17 protein-coding genes and 2 tRNA genes are annotated in these 14,184 nt (G+C 59.2%); 12 read left to right on the forward strand and 7 right to left on the reverse strand.

Annotation, left to right across the window (positions count from 1 at the left end; translation table 11 throughout):
* Positions 1 to 204: 204 nt before the first annotated feature.
* The 8 genes from RHIBUN_RS0126130 to RHIBUN_RS0126165 all read left to right on the forward strand — a co-directional run bounded on the left by RHIBUN_RS0126130 (position 205) and on the right by RHIBUN_RS0126165 (position 5,005).
* Positions 205 to 483, forward strand: coding sequence for a hypothetical protein (locus tag RHIBUN_RS0126130; RefSeq protein WP_245271726.1), 279 nt, complete (start codon positions 205 to 207; stop codon positions 481 to 483).
* A gap of 487 nt (positions 484 to 970) precedes the next feature.
* A complete protein-coding gene (locus RHIBUN_RS37545) occupies positions 971 to 1,153 on the forward strand; it encodes a hypothetical protein (protein WP_082728602.1) in 183 nt (60 codons plus the stop codon).
* A gap of 282 nt (positions 1,154 to 1,435) precedes the next feature.
* On the forward strand, positions 1,436 to 1,831 hold the full coding sequence (locus RHIBUN_RS0126140) for a DUF1236 domain-containing protein (RefSeq protein WP_025661835.1): 396 nt from the start codon (positions 1,436 to 1,438) through the stop codon (positions 1,829 to 1,831).
* Between the two features lie 391 nt (positions 1,832 to 2,222).
* Positions 2,223 to 2,819, forward strand: a complete 597-nt coding sequence (locus tag RHIBUN_RS0126145) for a BA14K family protein (protein WP_025661836.1) — start codon at positions 2,223 to 2,225, stop codon at positions 2,817 to 2,819.
* 196 nt (positions 2,820 to 3,015) lie between these two features.
* Entirely contained in the window at positions 3,016 to 3,246 is a 231-nt protein-coding gene (locus RHIBUN_RS0126150; RefSeq protein WP_025661837.1) for a hypothetical protein, read from the forward strand.
* Between the two features lie 244 nt (positions 3,247 to 3,490).
* Entirely contained in the window at positions 3,491 to 3,763 is a 273-nt protein-coding gene (locus RHIBUN_RS35765; RefSeq protein ID WP_082728603.1) for a hypothetical protein, read from the forward strand.
* A gap of 373 nt (positions 3,764 to 4,136) precedes the next feature.
* Positions 4,137 to 4,661 carry a DUF992 domain-containing protein gene (locus RHIBUN_RS0126160; RefSeq protein WP_025661838.1) on the forward strand — a complete coding sequence of 175 codons (525 nt, stop codon included), beginning with the start codon at positions 4,137 to 4,139 and terminating at the stop codon, positions 4,659 to 4,661.
* A 92-nt stretch (positions 4,662 to 4,753) separates the two neighbouring features.
* Entirely contained in the window at positions 4,754 to 5,005 is a 252-nt protein-coding gene (locus RHIBUN_RS0126165) for a hypothetical protein (RefSeq protein ID WP_025661839.1), read from the forward strand.
* A gap of 14 nt (positions 5,006 to 5,019) precedes the next feature.
* On the opposite strand, the gene RHIBUN_RS37550 is transcribed toward RHIBUN_RS0126165, so the two are convergent.
* Both RHIBUN_RS37550 and RHIBUN_RS0126175 read right to left on the reverse strand, forming a co-directional pair.
* A complete protein-coding gene (locus RHIBUN_RS37550; protein WP_025661840.1) occupies positions 5,020 to 5,205 on the reverse strand; it encodes a hypothetical protein in 186 nt (61 codons plus the stop codon).
* Positions 5,206 to 5,307: 102 nt separating this feature from the next.
* A complete protein-coding gene (locus tag RHIBUN_RS0126175) occupies positions 5,308 to 6,249 on the reverse strand; it encodes a lytic transglycosylase domain-containing protein (RefSeq protein ID WP_025661841.1) in 942 nt (313 codons plus the stop codon).
* A gap of 211 nt (positions 6,250 to 6,460) precedes the next feature.
* On the opposite strand from RHIBUN_RS0126175, the gene RHIBUN_RS0126180 reads away from it, so the two are divergent.
* From RHIBUN_RS0126180 to RHIBUN_RS0126190, 3 genes are all read left to right on the forward strand, one after another.
* A complete protein-coding gene (locus RHIBUN_RS0126180; protein WP_025661842.1) occupies positions 6,461 to 7,225 on the forward strand; it encodes a TIM barrel protein in 765 nt (254 codons plus the stop codon).
* Positions 7,226 to 7,346: 121 nt separating this feature from the next.
* Positions 7,347 to 8,573, forward strand: a complete 1,227-nt coding sequence (locus tag RHIBUN_RS0126185) for an adenylate/guanylate cyclase domain-containing protein (protein WP_025661843.1) — start codon at positions 7,347 to 7,349, stop codon at positions 8,571 to 8,573.
* Positions 8,574 to 8,682: 109 nt separating this feature from the next.
* On the forward strand, positions 8,683 to 10,014 hold the full coding sequence (locus RHIBUN_RS0126190) for an FAD-binding oxidoreductase (protein ID WP_018117098.1): 1,332 nt from the start codon (positions 8,683 to 8,685) through the stop codon (positions 10,012 to 10,014).
* Between the two features lie 59 nt (positions 10,015 to 10,073).
* On the opposite strand, the gene RHIBUN_RS0126195 is transcribed toward RHIBUN_RS0126190, so the two are convergent.
* The 3 genes from RHIBUN_RS0126195 to RHIBUN_RS0126205 all read right to left on the reverse strand — a co-directional run bounded on the left by RHIBUN_RS0126195 (position 10,074) and on the right by RHIBUN_RS0126205 (position 11,722).
* Positions 10,074 to 10,148, reverse strand: a tRNA-Glu gene (locus RHIBUN_RS0126195).
* Between the two features lie 93 nt (positions 10,149 to 10,241).
* Entirely contained in the window at positions 10,242 to 10,793 is a 552-nt protein-coding gene (locus tag RHIBUN_RS0126200) for an alpha/beta fold hydrolase (protein WP_025661844.1), read from the reverse strand.
* A gap of 158 nt (positions 10,794 to 10,951) precedes the next feature.
* On the reverse strand, positions 10,952 to 11,722 hold the full coding sequence (locus RHIBUN_RS0126205) for a glucose 1-dehydrogenase (protein WP_025661845.1): 771 nt from the start codon (positions 11,720 to 11,722) through the stop codon (positions 10,952 to 10,954).
* Between the two features lie 579 nt (positions 11,723 to 12,301).
* Here RHIBUN_RS0126205 and RHIBUN_RS0126210 point away from each other — a divergent pair.
* The gene (locus RHIBUN_RS0126210; RefSeq protein ID WP_025661846.1) at positions 12,302 to 12,775 is read left to right on the forward strand and encodes a tyrosine-type recombinase/integrase; all 474 of its coding nucleotides are present in this window, start codon (positions 12,302 to 12,304) and stop codon (positions 12,773 to 12,775) included.
* Between the two features lie 10 nt (positions 12,776 to 12,785).
* Here the strand turns inward: RHIBUN_RS0126210 and RHIBUN_RS0126215 are convergent.
* Together RHIBUN_RS0126215 and RHIBUN_RS0126220 are read right to left on the reverse strand one after the other, a co-directional pair.
* Positions 12,786 to 12,860: transfer RNA gene (locus RHIBUN_RS0126215), tRNA-Glu, on the reverse strand.
* Positions 12,861 to 13,057: 197 nt separating this feature from the next.
* Positions 13,058 to 14,122, reverse strand: a complete 1,065-nt coding sequence (locus tag RHIBUN_RS0126220) for a D-Ala-D-Ala carboxypeptidase family metallohydrolase (protein ID WP_025661847.1) — start codon at positions 14,120 to 14,122, stop codon at positions 13,058 to 13,060.
* Between the last annotated feature and the right edge of the window lie 62 nt (positions 14,123 to 14,184).

Here is a 14,184-nt window from a genome sequence, read left to right on the forward strand (position 1 = left end):
AAAGTAAGCAGTTAGCAAAAAACTCCCAAGCGGGAGCTCTGGCCATTCTGCCAATTCTGTCACAAACTTTGTCACAAAATCGAAAGTGGTAAGCTCCGTCGAGGAAGCGAATTTCTTCCGTCATCCAAGCCCCGCGCCGGGACACAGGCGCGTGCATCCCGTCGGCGTTAAAGCGGCGAGTTCTCATTAGAGCAGCGTGGAGGTTTGCAGCTATCGCCGGCGGCTAATGCGGTGCATGTCGACAATGCGGCCGTCAGTTCGACGGATTGCGATCTCGAAGCGGGTGTTGCCTCGCCACGCACGATAGATGAAGAACCTGCCACGGCAGTCGACCCGACGAACATCGCGGAAGCCGCGATTGCGAAGCAGTCGTTCACCCTGACTACAGGTTATCCCTCGACCTCTATTGAGGCTGCTACCGATCCCGATGTGTATGCTGATGTCCGTTTGGGCAATCGCTTCACGGGGAAGCGCCACTGGTGACGCCACTATTGCCAAGGCGAGCACTGATGAGACGAGCGAAGATCCACGCATTATTGTGACGATACTCATAATCATCCTCACTGTTTGACTCATGCCGGTCCTGAAAAACGCCCGACATGACCGTTTCGGCCAGACCATCGCGAGGAAAAGAACGCGATAGTTGCATAGGGCGAGGCCGGATAGGCCTGACCGTGGTGGCTCCCAGATTATCAGCAAATGTCAGAATCCGTAATCGTGTCGGTGGGTTGCAAACCAGAGACTGGTTCGGCGAGCGATGAAATGGACGATAATTGCGTCAGCGACTTTGAGATGACGAGCTTTCAGCTTGACACGGTGTCAATTGGCAGCCACCGGTTCGAGGCGAAGGCATTGATCGGCGCATGGGTTGTGTGAAGCTTGAATGGAAGCAGGGGACAGCGGTTTAGCGCGGGGCCGCTTTCGTCTAACATCTCTTTCTCGTAAACCGCTGCAGCCAGGAGAAGCATGAATGAGCAGATTTCGGGCATTTGTAGCAGCTGGAGCGATGATCAGTCTTTCCACGCTCCTGTCGGCCTGCGGGACGCCCCCGAACTCGATGGGCAATGCGTCAGGCTATGAGCCGGGAGATTCAATGAATCGAGCCTGCTCCGACGGCTTCAGGCCCAGCGACGGCCGGTCCTGCAGTTACTGACGGGCGGTAGCGCCTGCCGAAGGGCGATCCGCCGACGGGTGCGCGCCCTCGTTGCAGGGATCCTCTCGTCGCCTCTCCAGCAATGGTTTGCGCGCCCTCATCGGTTAGATGACCTTCGCCCGCTGCCATTCCATCACCAATTCCCCATCCGTCCACCTGAGACGACGATCGGACCGAAGTCGGGTTTCGTCTCCGACCGAGGTCTGACAAGTGGAACCGGGAGGATTTTGCCTCGTCGGTTTCAAGAGCGGCCCGTCGGGTCGCCTTTTCAAGGAGGAGAATATGCTTATTAAACAATCTATTGGCGCGGTCGCAGCATTGATCTTTGCGTCTGGCGCGGCATTCGCACAATCGTCCACTGTCAATGGCACCGTTGGCGGCGCGGCCACCGGCGCGATTGTCGGTGGACCGGTGGGCGCGGCTGTTGGCGGTGTGACCGGTGCGGCAGTTGGCGCCATGCTTGAGCCGCCGCAGACGGTTGTCACCTATGTCCGCGAGGTCCCGGCTCCGCAGGCACGGGTCGTCGTCGAGGAAAAGATCGTCGTCGGTCAGCCGCTTCCGGAGACCGTTGTCCTAACACCTGTTCCCGACAATCCGAACTTTGCATACGCGGTCGCGAACGACGAGCGTGTGATCGTCGAGCCTTCATCGCGCAAGGTTATCCGGGTTCTCAACTGATCCTGGTTCGAGAGCGCGGCTATGCTGCGCGCAACCAACCCCAATCAAATTGACGTCAAGGACATACGCTGCGGCTCGATGCCGTACGTTGCGTGCGCCTTGTCGTCCACGGAGAAGAGACATGGAACACAAGAAACTATCCATGATTGTTGGGCAGCGGCGATCGGATAGACGCCGCCGGCGGCGCTTGGCTCGGGTATTGCCGGCAAGACGATAGTGACGCGGAACAAAGTTCCCTCGCACGGGTTTCTTGGCTGATCGCGATTATCTCGACCAGGCCGCGCCGCCTCGCCATGGGGCATCCGCAAGGCGCCATTTTAAGGCGTCGTGCGGCTCCGCATGATCGAGCGCAGAGGGCGCATGCATCAGTCATGAGGGTAGGGAAGCTGTCATGAGAGCGATTGCAACGATGCTGTTCGGCATTGCCTCGGCTGTCGGGGCCTGTTTCATCGGGGCTGCGGCCGCCACTTACATCCTCGCCGTGCCTGATGGGCGGCAGTTCGCGAATCTGGATACACCGAACCTTTGGACTGCATCTCCCGAGCGGGTTGACGCACGTAGTCAGAAGTTCGAGCGGATTGCGCCCCTTGTGTCAGCGGCCTATCCCGTTACATCCGCAGCACCCAAGCCCAAGGTGGACGTGGTAGCAAATTCCGCGTCCGAGGACTCATCGACGGACGCCGCCTCGGCGTCACTTCGTAACGAGCATCAACAATGGTGCGCGTCGCGATACCGGTCCTACGATCGTGCCCGTGACACCTATCGCTCCTACAGCGGTCAAACCCGCATCTGCGTGTCGCCCTTCGCCGCCCCATCGATGGAGATCACTGGATCGGTGAGTGGAAACCCAGACCATCTCGCGTGGTGCTTTGCGCGTTATGCGTCCTATCGGGCAAACGACAATACATACCAGCCGTACGGCCGACCGAGGCGCGAATGTGTCTCGCCATTCTCCAGCAACACCAGTGCCGAGACTGCCAGCCAATGACGCTGTTCCGGCGAACTTGAGCCACCGCCGGTCCTTTCGCACGGCAAAAAAACTGTGGGAACCAACAGTGTGGCGCGGCGTTTTAGGCACAGTTCCAAGGCGATCCGCACGCCCGCCTTGGCCTTTCCAAAAGTCCCTGTCATCTGCCCCGCTTGTTGCGGGGCTCCTTTCTGCTTGTCGAGGAAGGGGAGCCACCATGTCACATAAGCGCTACAGTCGTCGCGACGAGCCGCTACATTCCAAGGATCTGTCAGTCTGCCATCGGGTGCTCGATCACATCCGCAACGAGCAGGGGATCGAAGCGTCCTCGGACGAATCCGATCGGATCGCCTCAATCATCATCGGGTTTTATCGCCAGGGAGTCCGTGACGAGAAACAGTTGCACACGCTGATCGACGTGGCGCGCGGGTTTGCGCATCGATCTTAGTGGACAAAACGAACAATGGTTGGGAACAGAAGCGAACCACCGGCGTTTTTCGCTCAGGTCGTGCCGCCCTAGGCACGTTGTTTTGAAGTGTAACGATATTAGAGAGCCGCGCCGACACCGCGGCGGGGCTTTTCCTTTGTCGTCTTTTCAGCCGGCTCTTGTAGGACTTAGGTCCTATAGGACCTCAAAAACCTGAACCATATGCAGGCCTGGCGCGTTGATCTCCAGAGAAAGGAGACTGACCATGAAACGGTTGATCATCGCAATGGCCGGCCTCGCAGCAGTACTGGTGAGTGCTCCTGCCGACGCCCAAGGTGTCTATTTCGAGTTCGGTTCCGGCGGCCACAGGTATTATGATGATTCACCACCGCCTCGTTACTACCGATACGGCCCAAGGTACCGTGATTACGACTATGACGGACCGCGCTACGCCCGCCGCGACGTATGCTGGAGGGTGCCTTACCAGCACCGAAGCCACCACCACTATATCACCAGGTATAGAACGGTTTGCGAATAGAGAATCGGCCTCGCGTGAAGCGAGGCTTTTTCTCAGGGACCTGGCGTTTCTGCCGTCATCCGCCCTAGACGCCCCAGCCTGATTTTGCCGCGTTGGCCGTCCCACCTATGCACGGCGGTTTTCTCGGGCCTACTTCTCCCGGTCCTCAAGGCAGAACTGTCTCACCAAAATCGGTCTGAGGTCGCGGATCGGGCGAGCCCTTGTGTTTGGCTGTGATCGAGCTGTTTTAGATGGGCGGCGCGCTGCCGGGCGCTGGCAAGGATGCTCACGAATTGGCTCAAATAGCGTGCAAGATCGGAAGGGCAGCCATGCATCAGCGGCCTTGGTAAATCATAGCGATGCGCTATCTATCTCCGTGCAATACAAGGAGAAAATGATGAAGAAGATTGCAACCGCAGTTGCTGCCGTATCGCTGATGCAAGCCTTGGCCACGAGCGTCGGTGCTGCCGATTTGGTCACCACTTATAAGCAGCCCGAGCCCGACCTGAGTGACGGCGTCAAGATCGGGATTCTGACCTGTGACGTCGGTGGCGGTGTCGGTTATGTCCTCGGTTCGGCAAAATCGGTCGATTGCGTTTTCAGCCCGACATCGGGCAGCGAGACGCAGGATCGGTACGCGGGTGCGATCCGCAAACTGGGCGTTGATGTCGGATTCACCACGCGCGGCCGGATTGTGTGGGCGGTGTTTGCGCCGACGACGGGATACCATCGCGGTTCGCTGGGCGGCCTTTACCAGGGCGCATCGGCCGAAGCGACGCTTGTCGCCGGTGTTGGTGCCAACATCCTCGTCGGCGGCACCAGTGGCTCGGTGCAGTTGCAGACGCTGAGCGTGACCGGACAGCTCGGCCTCAACGTTGCCGCTACCGGAACGTCCATGACGTTGATGCCACAAGGCTAACGGCGTCTCGCCGGCTATCGATTGGCGCGCTCTTGAATAAATCTGGCCGCATTCTTGTGCGGCCAGCTTGGGCTTCGGCTCAGGAGGGAGAGATGAGATATACCCCAATAATCATGGCGATAGCGCTTGCCGGCTGCAACACGACTGCACCGCCGCTTGAGCCTGTGCCGGGAAGCCTGACCTATGGACGCGTCGTGCGCTCGCCGTACCCGCCGGGAACGGTGATCAATAACACGTTCCTGGGAAAATGGGGTTACCGCACATTCGAGAAATACGTGGTCCAGCCTGATGGAACGCTTAAGTTGACCTCCCAGCAGACGGCCCCGGATTTTCTGGTCTTCTGATATTTTCGCTGCCGCTATCGAAGTTTCGGTGGCTTACTGGTCATATTCGCCTGAATTTCGTGTTCAGGGACGTGGCGCCCGAGGAGCTTGTGCAATTTGCGCTCTTCGGCGGAATCGGCACCGTTCCGCCTGCCTTGGTTGGCGATGCTCCGGCCCCTCGGCCCCGGATTTCTAATCTGTCGGTTTTGCGTGCTGTGCATGGCTCTTTCCTCCCTCCGGGGGGAACGCACAACTCGCGCCAAAGTTCATGGCTCCACCGGAAAATTCGCCGTCGCCGATCCGCAGCAGGGGCCGAAATGGTTTCAGTTTCGGAAGACGGTGCAGGCTGCCCCGGCGGCACGGACAGTCATGCAAACCTTGTCAGCTTCAGCGCGAGTCTCTCTGCCGATACGAGCAGCAAAGCGCGGCCTGAAGCCAAAGCTGCGATCCCGCATGCGCACGATGACCGGCTCCTCGCTCGCGAGAGGTGCGGGAAGTTGACGTGCGACTGCGGTAAATAGGCGAAGTGCTGCGGCATCGTTACTATTTGCCGCAAGCTGGGCGCCCCATGGCGCCCACTGACCCTGTTGGACCGAGGCGGTTTCGGTCAGGCGGCGCTTGCTGGCAAGCTCTATGCAACCATCGATGAAGGATTTGTCCGGAATGAGAAACTGCGCAGCCTCGACAGGCGGATCGTTCTTCCACTGATCGATCGTATTCGCCGTGATGTCAAGAACGTAGCTGCGTGTCTCGAAGGGCAGCAGGCCCGTATCGAGATAGTCGGAGAGGCCCTGCTCGCCGGCATTATAGGCCGCGGCAGCGAGGCCGAGATTGCCAAAACGTATTCGCAGCTCGTCGAGGTAGCGCGCTGATTCCTTGAGGGATTCGAGGATATCGAAACTATCCCTCAATCCGCGCAGCCTTGCGGTGCCAGGCATGAACTGCGCAATGCCCTGCGCGCCTTTGGGACTGATGGCGCCTGCCTGAAAACGGCTTTCCCGCCAGATCAACCGGGCGAAATATTCCGGCGGCAGGTCGTTTTCCCGCGCGAAGTGATCGATCGCGATGCAGAGATCGCGCCCGTAAGTTTCGCGGGTGATACATAGGCGCTCGCCAGAGGTCGGCATGTCGAGGGAATAGACACAGACACGATGCGACGTTGCAGCGGGCGGCTGGGAGAGGGCCATCTGGGTAAGTGCCAACAGAAAGCTGGCCACCAGCGCTACGATGCGTGCTTTGCCAAACGATACGCCCACCGCAGCCATCGTCCCTCTGTCGCCATTCCTGACTTTCTGGATCGAGCCGGAAAAGATACGCCCGTCAATGATGACGGGCGGAGTTGGGAGATTAATACGCACCCGCACGTTAGCAATCTTGAATATGGCGTCAAGTCAGAAACGGAGCATGGAAGCTTTTTGCCATTTGCCGCGGCTCGACTATTGTCGGCGAAAGAGTTCCCGATTCAGCGAGGCCGCCATGAGACTTTCCGCCTGCATCGAATGGCTGTTCGCAGCTGACGCCGACAACTTCGCGGACAGGATCCGCCTTGCGCACGCGCACGGCGTGGAGGCAGTCGAATTCTGGAAGTGGACGAACAAGGATATCGGCAGCATCGAATGGGCGCTGACGGAAACCGGCATAGAACTCACGAGTTTTGTGGCGGAACCGATGATTGCCCTGACAGACAGAACCAATAAGGAAGCGTTTCTGAAAGGTCTGAAAAGTTCGATCGCAACGGCAAGACGCCTCGGCGCGCACACCCTGATTGCGCAGGCAGGTGATGATCTTGCCGGCAAGTCCCGCGAGGAGCAGAAGGCAGCGCTGATCGAAACCCTGACCGCCGCCGGCGAAATTCTCGAGGGCAGTGGGGTTCGCCTCGGCCTCGAGCCGCTCAACACGCTGATCGACCACGTCGGCTATTTCCTTCATTCAACGGTGGAAGGTCTCGAGATCGTAAGGGCGACGGGGCGTTCCGAGATCGGCATTGTCTATGATGTCTATCATTCCGCCGTCATGGGAGAGGACACGGCCGAGGTGATCGGCGATGATATCGACCGAGTTTTCCACGTCCATATAGCCGATCATCCGGGACGGAATGAGCCCGGCAGCGGAAATGTCGACCTTAAGCGACGGGTCGATTGGCTTGTCGAACATGGCTACCGAGGCGCGATCGGGCTGGAATACAGGCCGCTGGCAGCGAGCGCTGCGACGATTGTGGAGACCCGGCATATGCTCGGCTAGAAGCCGGGTGACTCAGACTCGGATGGACGCAACCATTTCAATCTGCAGAGTCACGCACCATCTAGGGGATGAATGATGTCCTTCCTCAATCGGGACGCGACCGTGTTTGTGGAGTATAGCCATGCAATCCGTTTCGGACGTGCCTTTGTCTTTCAACGATCAGAGTGAGGGTGTGTGGCCCTCGCGTCGGCGAAAGATCATCGATTGGCTGGTCACGGAAACGCGTGACGAGCGCTTCATCGACAACATCTTCGTGCAGATGTGCCAGCGGCTCCGGAACGAAGGCGTACCGGTAGCGCGCGCATCGTTGCACTTCAGGACGCTTCATCCGCAATGGCTCGGAGCACGTATCCTGTGGCGCACCGGGTTGGCCGAGGCCAAGATCGATACGTTCGGCTATGGCGTCGAGAAGACACCGCAGTTTCGCAACAGTCCGGTCAACGAGATCTTCAGCGGCGCGATCGAGGTTCGCAAAAACCTCGAGGCTATGAGAGACGGAGACGGCCACCATCAATTTTATGACGAACTGATACGTGATGGGCTCACGGAATATATCGCTTGGCCGATGGAGCACACACTCGGAAAGCGCCACATCGCGACCTTCGCCAGCGACCGGCCCGGCGGTTTTTCTGACGAGCACATTGCTTTCCTCCAGGATCTTCTGCCCGCCTTGACACTGGTGACCGAGATCCGTCTCAAGAACATTCTCGCGCGCACGTTGTTGGAGACCTATGTCGGGCCGCATGCCAGCGGACAGATCCTTGCTGGGGCGACAACACGTGGCAGCGGGGCCACCGTCGGTGCGGCGATCCTGATCTGCGATCTGCGCGATTTCACGACGATCTCGGATCAATGGCCGCGCGATGACGTGATCGAGTTGCTGAACGGCTATTTCGACGCGATGTCGGAGCCAATTGAGAAACACGGCGGCGAGATCCTAAAATTCATGGGCGACGGGATGTTGGCGATCTTCCCGCTGACCGATCCGATGGCCTGCAGAAACCTCCTGACGGCGATCAAGGAGGCCGGCGCCGCGGTCGCTGCGCTCAACGAGGAGAATGCGCGCGAGGGTCGCGAGGTGCTGCGCTACGGTATCGGCGTGCATGTCGGCGACGTCATGTATGGCAACATCGGCTCGCGCCGCCGGTTGGATTTCACGGTCATCGGGCCTGCGGTCAACGTGGCATCGCGTCTGGAAAGCCTGACGAAAGAGATCAAGCGGCCGGTGCTCTTCTCCAGGGCCTTCGTCGAGATGGCTTCGTGCAAGGAAGGCATGGAAAGCCTCGGCGCGTTCCCTCTGCGAGGTTTGGGCGAGCCAGTTGATGTGTTTGCCTTCAAGCGATCCTGAAGCTGTAAGATATGCAGACGAAGCGCGGGCAGGGTTCCTAAAAGCGGGGCGGGGTTGTAGGGCTACACAAGCCAAACGATCTTGAGTCCCTGCCAGGAGACAATCCCTCATGCCCGGTCCCTATGTTGTTCCCGTCCATGGCGACGAGGAGCTTCCGAAAGAGTGCGACGTCGTTGTGATCGGCGGCGGCATTGTCGGTTGCTCCACGGCGCTGGAACTCGCCGAACGCGGCCTGCGCGTGACGCTTTGCGAGAAAGGCGGGATTGGGAAGGAACAATCGAGCCGGAACTGGGGCTGGGTGCGGATCTCGATGCGCGATCCGCGAGAGGTGCCGCTGATGGCAGAGGCGCTGAGAATCTGGGATGGCCTCGACAAGCGCACCGGGCGCGATACGGGTTTCAAGCGCGCCGGCATCATCTTCACCTGCGCCAATGACAAGGAGGTGGCGGAGCGCGAGCGTTGGCGCACCAATCTGGACGGCTACCAGATCGAATCCCGCATGCTAACGGCGCAAGAATTCGGTGAAACGGTTCCCGGCTCAAGTGTCGATATGGCGGGAGCGCTCTACACGCCGGCCGATGGGCGGGCGGAGCCGCAGAAGGCGGCACCGGCGATCGCCGAAGCGGCACGCGACAAGGGAGCGACCATTCTCACGGAGTGCGCTGTACGCGGTATCGAGACCTCGGCAGGGACCGTCAGCGGTGTCGTGACGGAACGCGGCGCGATCGCCTGCAATGCCGTGGTCCTGGCCGGCGGCGCGTGGTCCAGCCTGTTTGCCGGTCGCTTCGGCATCGATCTGCCGCAACTGAAGGTGCTGAACAGTGTTATGCGCACGAAGCCGTTGGAAGGCGGGCCGGCGCAAACGATATGGGCCAAGGATTTCGCTATCCGCAAGCGGCAGGACGGTGGTTACACAGTGGCCCGCGGCCACGACAACATCGTCGATATCGTGCCGGCCTCGTTCCGCTATGCCGCTACGTTTCTGCCGGCCTTGCGGTCAGAGTGGAAGTCGCTTTCCTTCCGGCTTGCGGGCCGTTTCTTTGACGAGCTGCGCATGCCACGGCGCTGGTCAATGGATGACGCAACTCCGTTCGAGTATCACCGGGTTCTCGATCCGGTGCCCTCGAAGAGATTGACGCTGGATGCACTCGACAGTCTGAAGAAGGCGTTTCCGGTTTTCGCCAAGGCGGAAATCGCCCAGCGTTGGGGTGGCTACATCGATGTCACGCCGGACGCCGTGCCCGTCATCTCGGCGGTCGATTCCATTCGCGGCTTTCATATCGCGACCGGATTCTCCGGCCACGGCTTCGGCATTGGACCGGCAGCGGGACGACTGATGGCCGATATCGTTACAGGCCGGGCGCCCGTCGTCGACCCGAAAGCGTTCCGGCTCTCGCGCTTCAGCGACGGCTCGAAGGTCGAGCTGATCAGCGGCTTCTGATTTCGTGTATGAATGGAACTCGCGCGAGTGCGCCATTTGGTAATCTGGAATCGAGAGGTTGGTACGCCCTAGGGGAATCGAACCCCTCTTTACAGAATGAGAATCTGTTGTCCTAACCGATAGACGAAGGGCGCATCTGACAAGAAAATAGGAACGGCATGGCTGTTCGGCAAGACGTTCAGCTTGCTGGAAAAGGGATCCAGCGCGCGCTTCGGCGTGCTGACAGCTTAGCCGGCTGAAAGTATGTCTCGTGCAACGTCGCTCATATCGTTGTTGAGCTGGTGATCCCTGCGGTCGAGGGTGCGGACGACGGCGTGCGGAATCGCCTTCGCACAGAGATGAACATGGGCAGTGGGTACCACGTCGTCGGCGGCGCCATGATAGAGATAGATGGGAAGGCCGGGCGGGAGACCCTCTGAGACGTCCTTGCAGTCGCCGATGCCGTCGCTCGGCCATCCGCCTTCGCCGATGAAGGGCGCAGCGATGACGAATAGCCCTCTGAACCTCGGTTTCGGCTGCTGTTTGGCAAGCACATGGATCAAAATGGTGCCGCCGACCGAGTGAGCGACGAGAATTGCCCCGTCGTCCAGCGAAGCGAGTTCTCTCGTTAACGCAGGCTCCCACGCTGCGTAGCTTGGATCGTCCTCATTGGGCATTCGGGGATAGCGGACGGTATAGTTTTCGCCGAGTTCGCGCTCAAGGCTCGCCACGAGCTTGCTGTCCCAGCAATCGTAGACGCCTTCGCCGGCTCCTTGTACAAAGAGGACCTGCCTAGCCATCCGGCAACTCTATTCGGCGGGGCAGGCCGAAGCAAGGCTGGTCCATACTCAGCATGAGTAGCGATACCAACGCGTTGTCGAATCCAAGCTAAGTGAGAAACTGGCACGCCCGGGGGAAGTCGTCGTTCTCGTCTGCAGAGGATTTGCGCACTTCGGCATCAGGCCACGGACCATCCGCCGTCCACCAGCAGGTTCGCGCCGGTGATTAGGCTCGCAGCTGGTGACGCAAGAAAGACGACGGCACCCACCACGTCATCGGTTTCACCAATCCGGCCGAGCGGAATGTGAGCGAGCGTCGCTTTGCGATTGTCGGCGTCGGATAGAAAAGGTGCCGTACCATCCGTGTGGATGAACGTCGGCGATACGGTATTCACGGTGACATTATAGCGTGCCCATTCGGCTGCAAGGCAGCGCGTGAGGTGATTGATTGCCGCCTTGCTCATGCAATAGATTGCCTCGCCGCGCAGTGCCACGGTGCCGGCCTGTGAGCTGATGTTGATGATCCGGCCGCTGTTGCGCTTGATCATCTGACGGCCCACCGCCTGCGTCATCAGAAACGTGCCCTTGATGTTGACATCAAGTATTTCGTCAAGGTCTTTCTCCTCAACGAGTTCTGCAAGATTGCCCGGAGCCACGCCGACGTTGTTGACGAGTACGTCGATCCGACCGAACTTCGTAAGAGCCGCGTCGACGGCTTGTGCGATATGGACCCTATTGGGAATGTCCAGTTCGACAGGGAGGACGTTTCGTCCCATGCCCTCGAGTTCGGCGACCAGGCCTGCCGACGCCGCGACATCGCGGATCCCCAAGACAATATCGGAGCCGGCTGCGGCACAGGCAAGCGCGCAAGCCCGACCGATGCCACGGCTCGCTCCCGTCACGAAAGTCACCTTACCCGCAAGGCTGAAGTCCGGCGCGTTCTTCTGCATCATCATCCCTCCCTCGATGAAGCTCATTTATGGCAGCGTCGACGCTCGGATGCCAGATGTTCTGCGCATGCTGAGGAGGCCGACTGGAGGAAGCAGGCGTGTTGCCGAGTCGCGAGTCAAGGCGAGGGCGCTACAGGCTCGAGGGCTACGCGTCGTCGGTTGACCGACCGGATTTCATTCGAGATTCAGTAGCATTTGACGCGCCGCACAACAATGTTACGAGGATATCGTGTACACGTCACAAGCCAAATGATTTCAACGACAAACTGTGGCACGCCCTAGGGGAGTGCCAATTTTCTTGTTTTTATTGGATTTTTTGGGTCGAGGTCACTAACGAAAACTGCCGGAAATACTCAGAGGTCACTAAAGGTCACTAAGCCTTTTGTTCCGGTTTGTTCACGGCTGTTCTGGCCGCACCATCGGCTTGGTCACCCGCAGCCGGTTGTCCTCGATGAGCTTCAACACGCCTTCGCTCTCCAGGTAATAGAGGACGAGCTCCGCATCGAGGACACCATCATCGACAACGATCTCGTCGAAGAGTGGACCTTCAATTTTAACCAGAAGAAGGGCGGCCAGGAAATGTGGCTCCCGGCGCCGGACGAATTAAAGACCATCCTGCAGCTGCCGGAACTGGTGGAGAGCCGTCGGCCAGGCGGCACCATCATCAAGAACGAGTGGGGCACCGGGTTCTCCATCGACAGCTTGGGCAACAAGTTTTTCGACTGGTGCGTGGCGGCCGATATCCCGGATGGTTATCGGGCCCACGGGCTGCGGGGAAACTTTGCGGTCGAGCTATGGCACGCCTCCGGTGGCGACCTGTCGCTGGTGCAGGTGGCCATGGGGCACAAGAGCCCCGCAACGACGACGATCTATCTCAAGGACCTCATCGGCAACGAAGACAGCGCCGACAAAATCCGGGCTGTTCGCGCGGCTTACAAGCAGCGCCAAGCGCAGATTTTGGAATTCAAGCAGAGGCATCAAAAGCAGGCATCAAAGCAGGTCACTTTTGGTCTTAGTGGCCTCGAAACTCAAGTCATTGATTTTATTGGATAATTAGAAAAATTGGCACGCCCTAGGGGAGTCGAACCCCTCTTCCCAGAATGAAAATCTGGTGTCCTAACCGATAGACGAAGGGCGCTTCCTTCGTGGTGGCGCCCTTATAGTCAGGCACTTTGAATCCCGCAAGCGGCAAATTGGATTTTTTTCAAAATAATGACAGGATTCTTTTGCAGCAGCGAAATGGCGTTTATTGCAGCCGAATCAAAACGCTATGGATCGATGTTCCCAATTCTTCACAAGAGCTTACGTAACGCTAATGGCAGCGAAGCGTGAGCGTCACAGAGCGCGAGCAAGGGGCGATGCAGCCGTCCCACCACCGCAGCCCCAGTTCCAGTCGCGGCTTTTTCCGGTATCGAGATGGACGGAGTTCGTGTGGCAGTAGGTACCGACACCGCCGCGATCAGGCAGCGAGCGGATATAGCTTGCGATATCCCATTTCGACACGCCGTCGATCTGAATATCGGCCGCGTCGCATGTCTTGTGCATGGATTCTTCGGCGCCGCCGACCATGCGGTTATGGTCCGGGTCGCGATATCCCGACGTGACGACGAGCGGCTTGCCGAAGTGCGTTTCGACCGCCCTGATCACATTCAACAAGTTCGGCTTGAAGCAGCCGACCTCTACCTTGTCGTTTTGAAGATGCAGGCCGTTGGGCGCAATTCGCGTCATGCCGGGCAGTGAGGCTTTTTGCAGTAGCCCGGAGAGACTGCCGAGCAGGTTTTGCCTCGGCGCGCTATAGAGCGCATTCATCGTCTGGCCTGCCAGTGCTCCGGTCGAGAGCGAGGCACTCTGAACCGGCTCGCCGCGTATGGCCGTGTTCTGTGAGGACTGCTGCGGCAACAGGGGTTGAGTCTGCTGCGTTTGCTGGGGCTGATCGACAGGAAGCTGGCTGCTGTAGACGCTCGAGCGTATGGGGCTGACACCAGCCGGCGTGTAGGCGTTGCCCGTGACGGGCTGCACCTGGGTCGATGTCGGGTTGTTCTGCGGCAGCGTGTGTGCCGAGAAGATGCTCATCGCCTGCGCGTTGATCCCAGTTGATTGCATTGCGAGACCGCCGATATTGGCGGGAGCCGAAGCGGTCGATCCTACTGCCATCGACTGCGCCGCTGGAACCTGTGCCGGCTGCTGACCCGATACATTCGCCACCATAGGGTCGCGATAGCTGGGTTGGGCGGTGGGCGAGGCGGTGGCCTGTTGAACGGCTGCAGTCGATTCGACTGGGGAAACGACAGCGGCAGCGTCGGCGGCCTTCTTGTTTGACACGCAGCCGCTGAGCACCAGCGCTGACGTGGCGATGAGAAGGGCAGGTCCGAAAGGTATCCGCTTTTCAACAGCGAGCACGCGAGCATTCTCCAGAGGACGGCGAGTGCTGCGCCAAAACGCATCGTTCGCCTCGAGTCGGC

The sequence above is a fragment of the Rhizobium sp. IBUN genome (assembly GCF_000510625.1).
GTDB classification, from domain to species: domain Bacteria; phylum Pseudomonadota; class Alphaproteobacteria; order Rhizobiales; family Rhizobiaceae; genus Rhizobium; species Rhizobium altiplani.

What these genes read in the sequence shown, in the direction of transcription:
- RHIBUN_RS0126190 (WP_018117098.1), top strand. Translation starts at nt 8,683, where the DNA reads ATGCCCGGTCCCTATGTTGTTCCCGTCCATGGCGACGAGGAGCTTCCG.
- RHIBUN_RS0126205 (WP_025661845.1), bottom strand. Translation starts at nt 11,722, where the DNA reads ATGCAGAAGAACGCGCCGGACTTCAGCCTTGCGGGTAAGGTGACTTTC.
- RHIBUN_RS0126165 (WP_025661839.1), top strand. Translation starts at nt 4,754, where the DNA reads ATGAGATATACCCCAATAATCATGGCGATAGCGCTTGCCGGCTGCAAC.
- RHIBUN_RS37550 (WP_025661840.1), bottom strand. Translation starts at nt 5,205, where the DNA reads ATGCACAGCACGCAAAACCGACAGATTAGAAATCCGGGGCCGAGGGGC.
- RHIBUN_RS0126180 (WP_025661842.1), top strand. Translation starts at nt 6,461, where the DNA reads ATGAGACTTTCCGCCTGCATCGAATGGCTGTTCGCAGCTGACGCCGAC.
- RHIBUN_RS0126160 (WP_025661838.1), top strand. Translation starts at nt 4,137, where the DNA reads ATGATGAAGAAGATTGCAACCGCAGTTGCTGCCGTATCGCTGATGCAA.
- RHIBUN_RS0126140 (WP_025661835.1), top strand. Translation starts at nt 1,436, where the DNA reads ATGCTTATTAAACAATCTATTGGCGCGGTCGCAGCATTGATCTTTGCG.
- RHIBUN_RS35765 (WP_082728603.1), top strand. Translation starts at nt 3,491, where the DNA reads ATGAAACGGTTGATCATCGCAATGGCCGGCCTCGCAGCAGTACTGGTG.
- RHIBUN_RS37545 (WP_082728602.1), top strand. Translation starts at nt 971, where the DNA reads ATGAGCAGATTTCGGGCATTTGTAGCAGCTGGAGCGATGATCAGTCTT.
- RHIBUN_RS0126145 (WP_025661836.1), top strand. Translation starts at nt 2,223, where the DNA reads ATGAGAGCGATTGCAACGATGCTGTTCGGCATTGCCTCGGCTGTCGGG.
- RHIBUN_RS0126210 (WP_025661846.1), top strand. Translation starts at nt 12,302, where the DNA reads ATGTGGCTCCCGGCGCCGGACGAATTAAAGACCATCCTGCAGCTGCCG.
- RHIBUN_RS0126150 (WP_025661837.1), top strand. Translation starts at nt 3,016, where the DNA reads ATGTCACATAAGCGCTACAGTCGTCGCGACGAGCCGCTACATTCCAAG.
- RHIBUN_RS0126185 (WP_025661843.1), top strand. Translation starts at nt 7,347, where the DNA reads ATGCAATCCGTTTCGGACGTGCCTTTGTCTTTCAACGATCAGAGTGAG.
- RHIBUN_RS0126200 (WP_025661844.1), bottom strand. Translation starts at nt 10,793, where the DNA reads ATGGCTAGGCAGGTCCTCTTTGTACAAGGAGCCGGCGAAGGCGTCTAC.
- RHIBUN_RS0126175 (WP_025661841.1), bottom strand. Translation starts at nt 6,249, where the DNA reads ATGGCTGCGGTGGGCGTATCGTTTGGCAAAGCACGCATCGTAGCGCTG.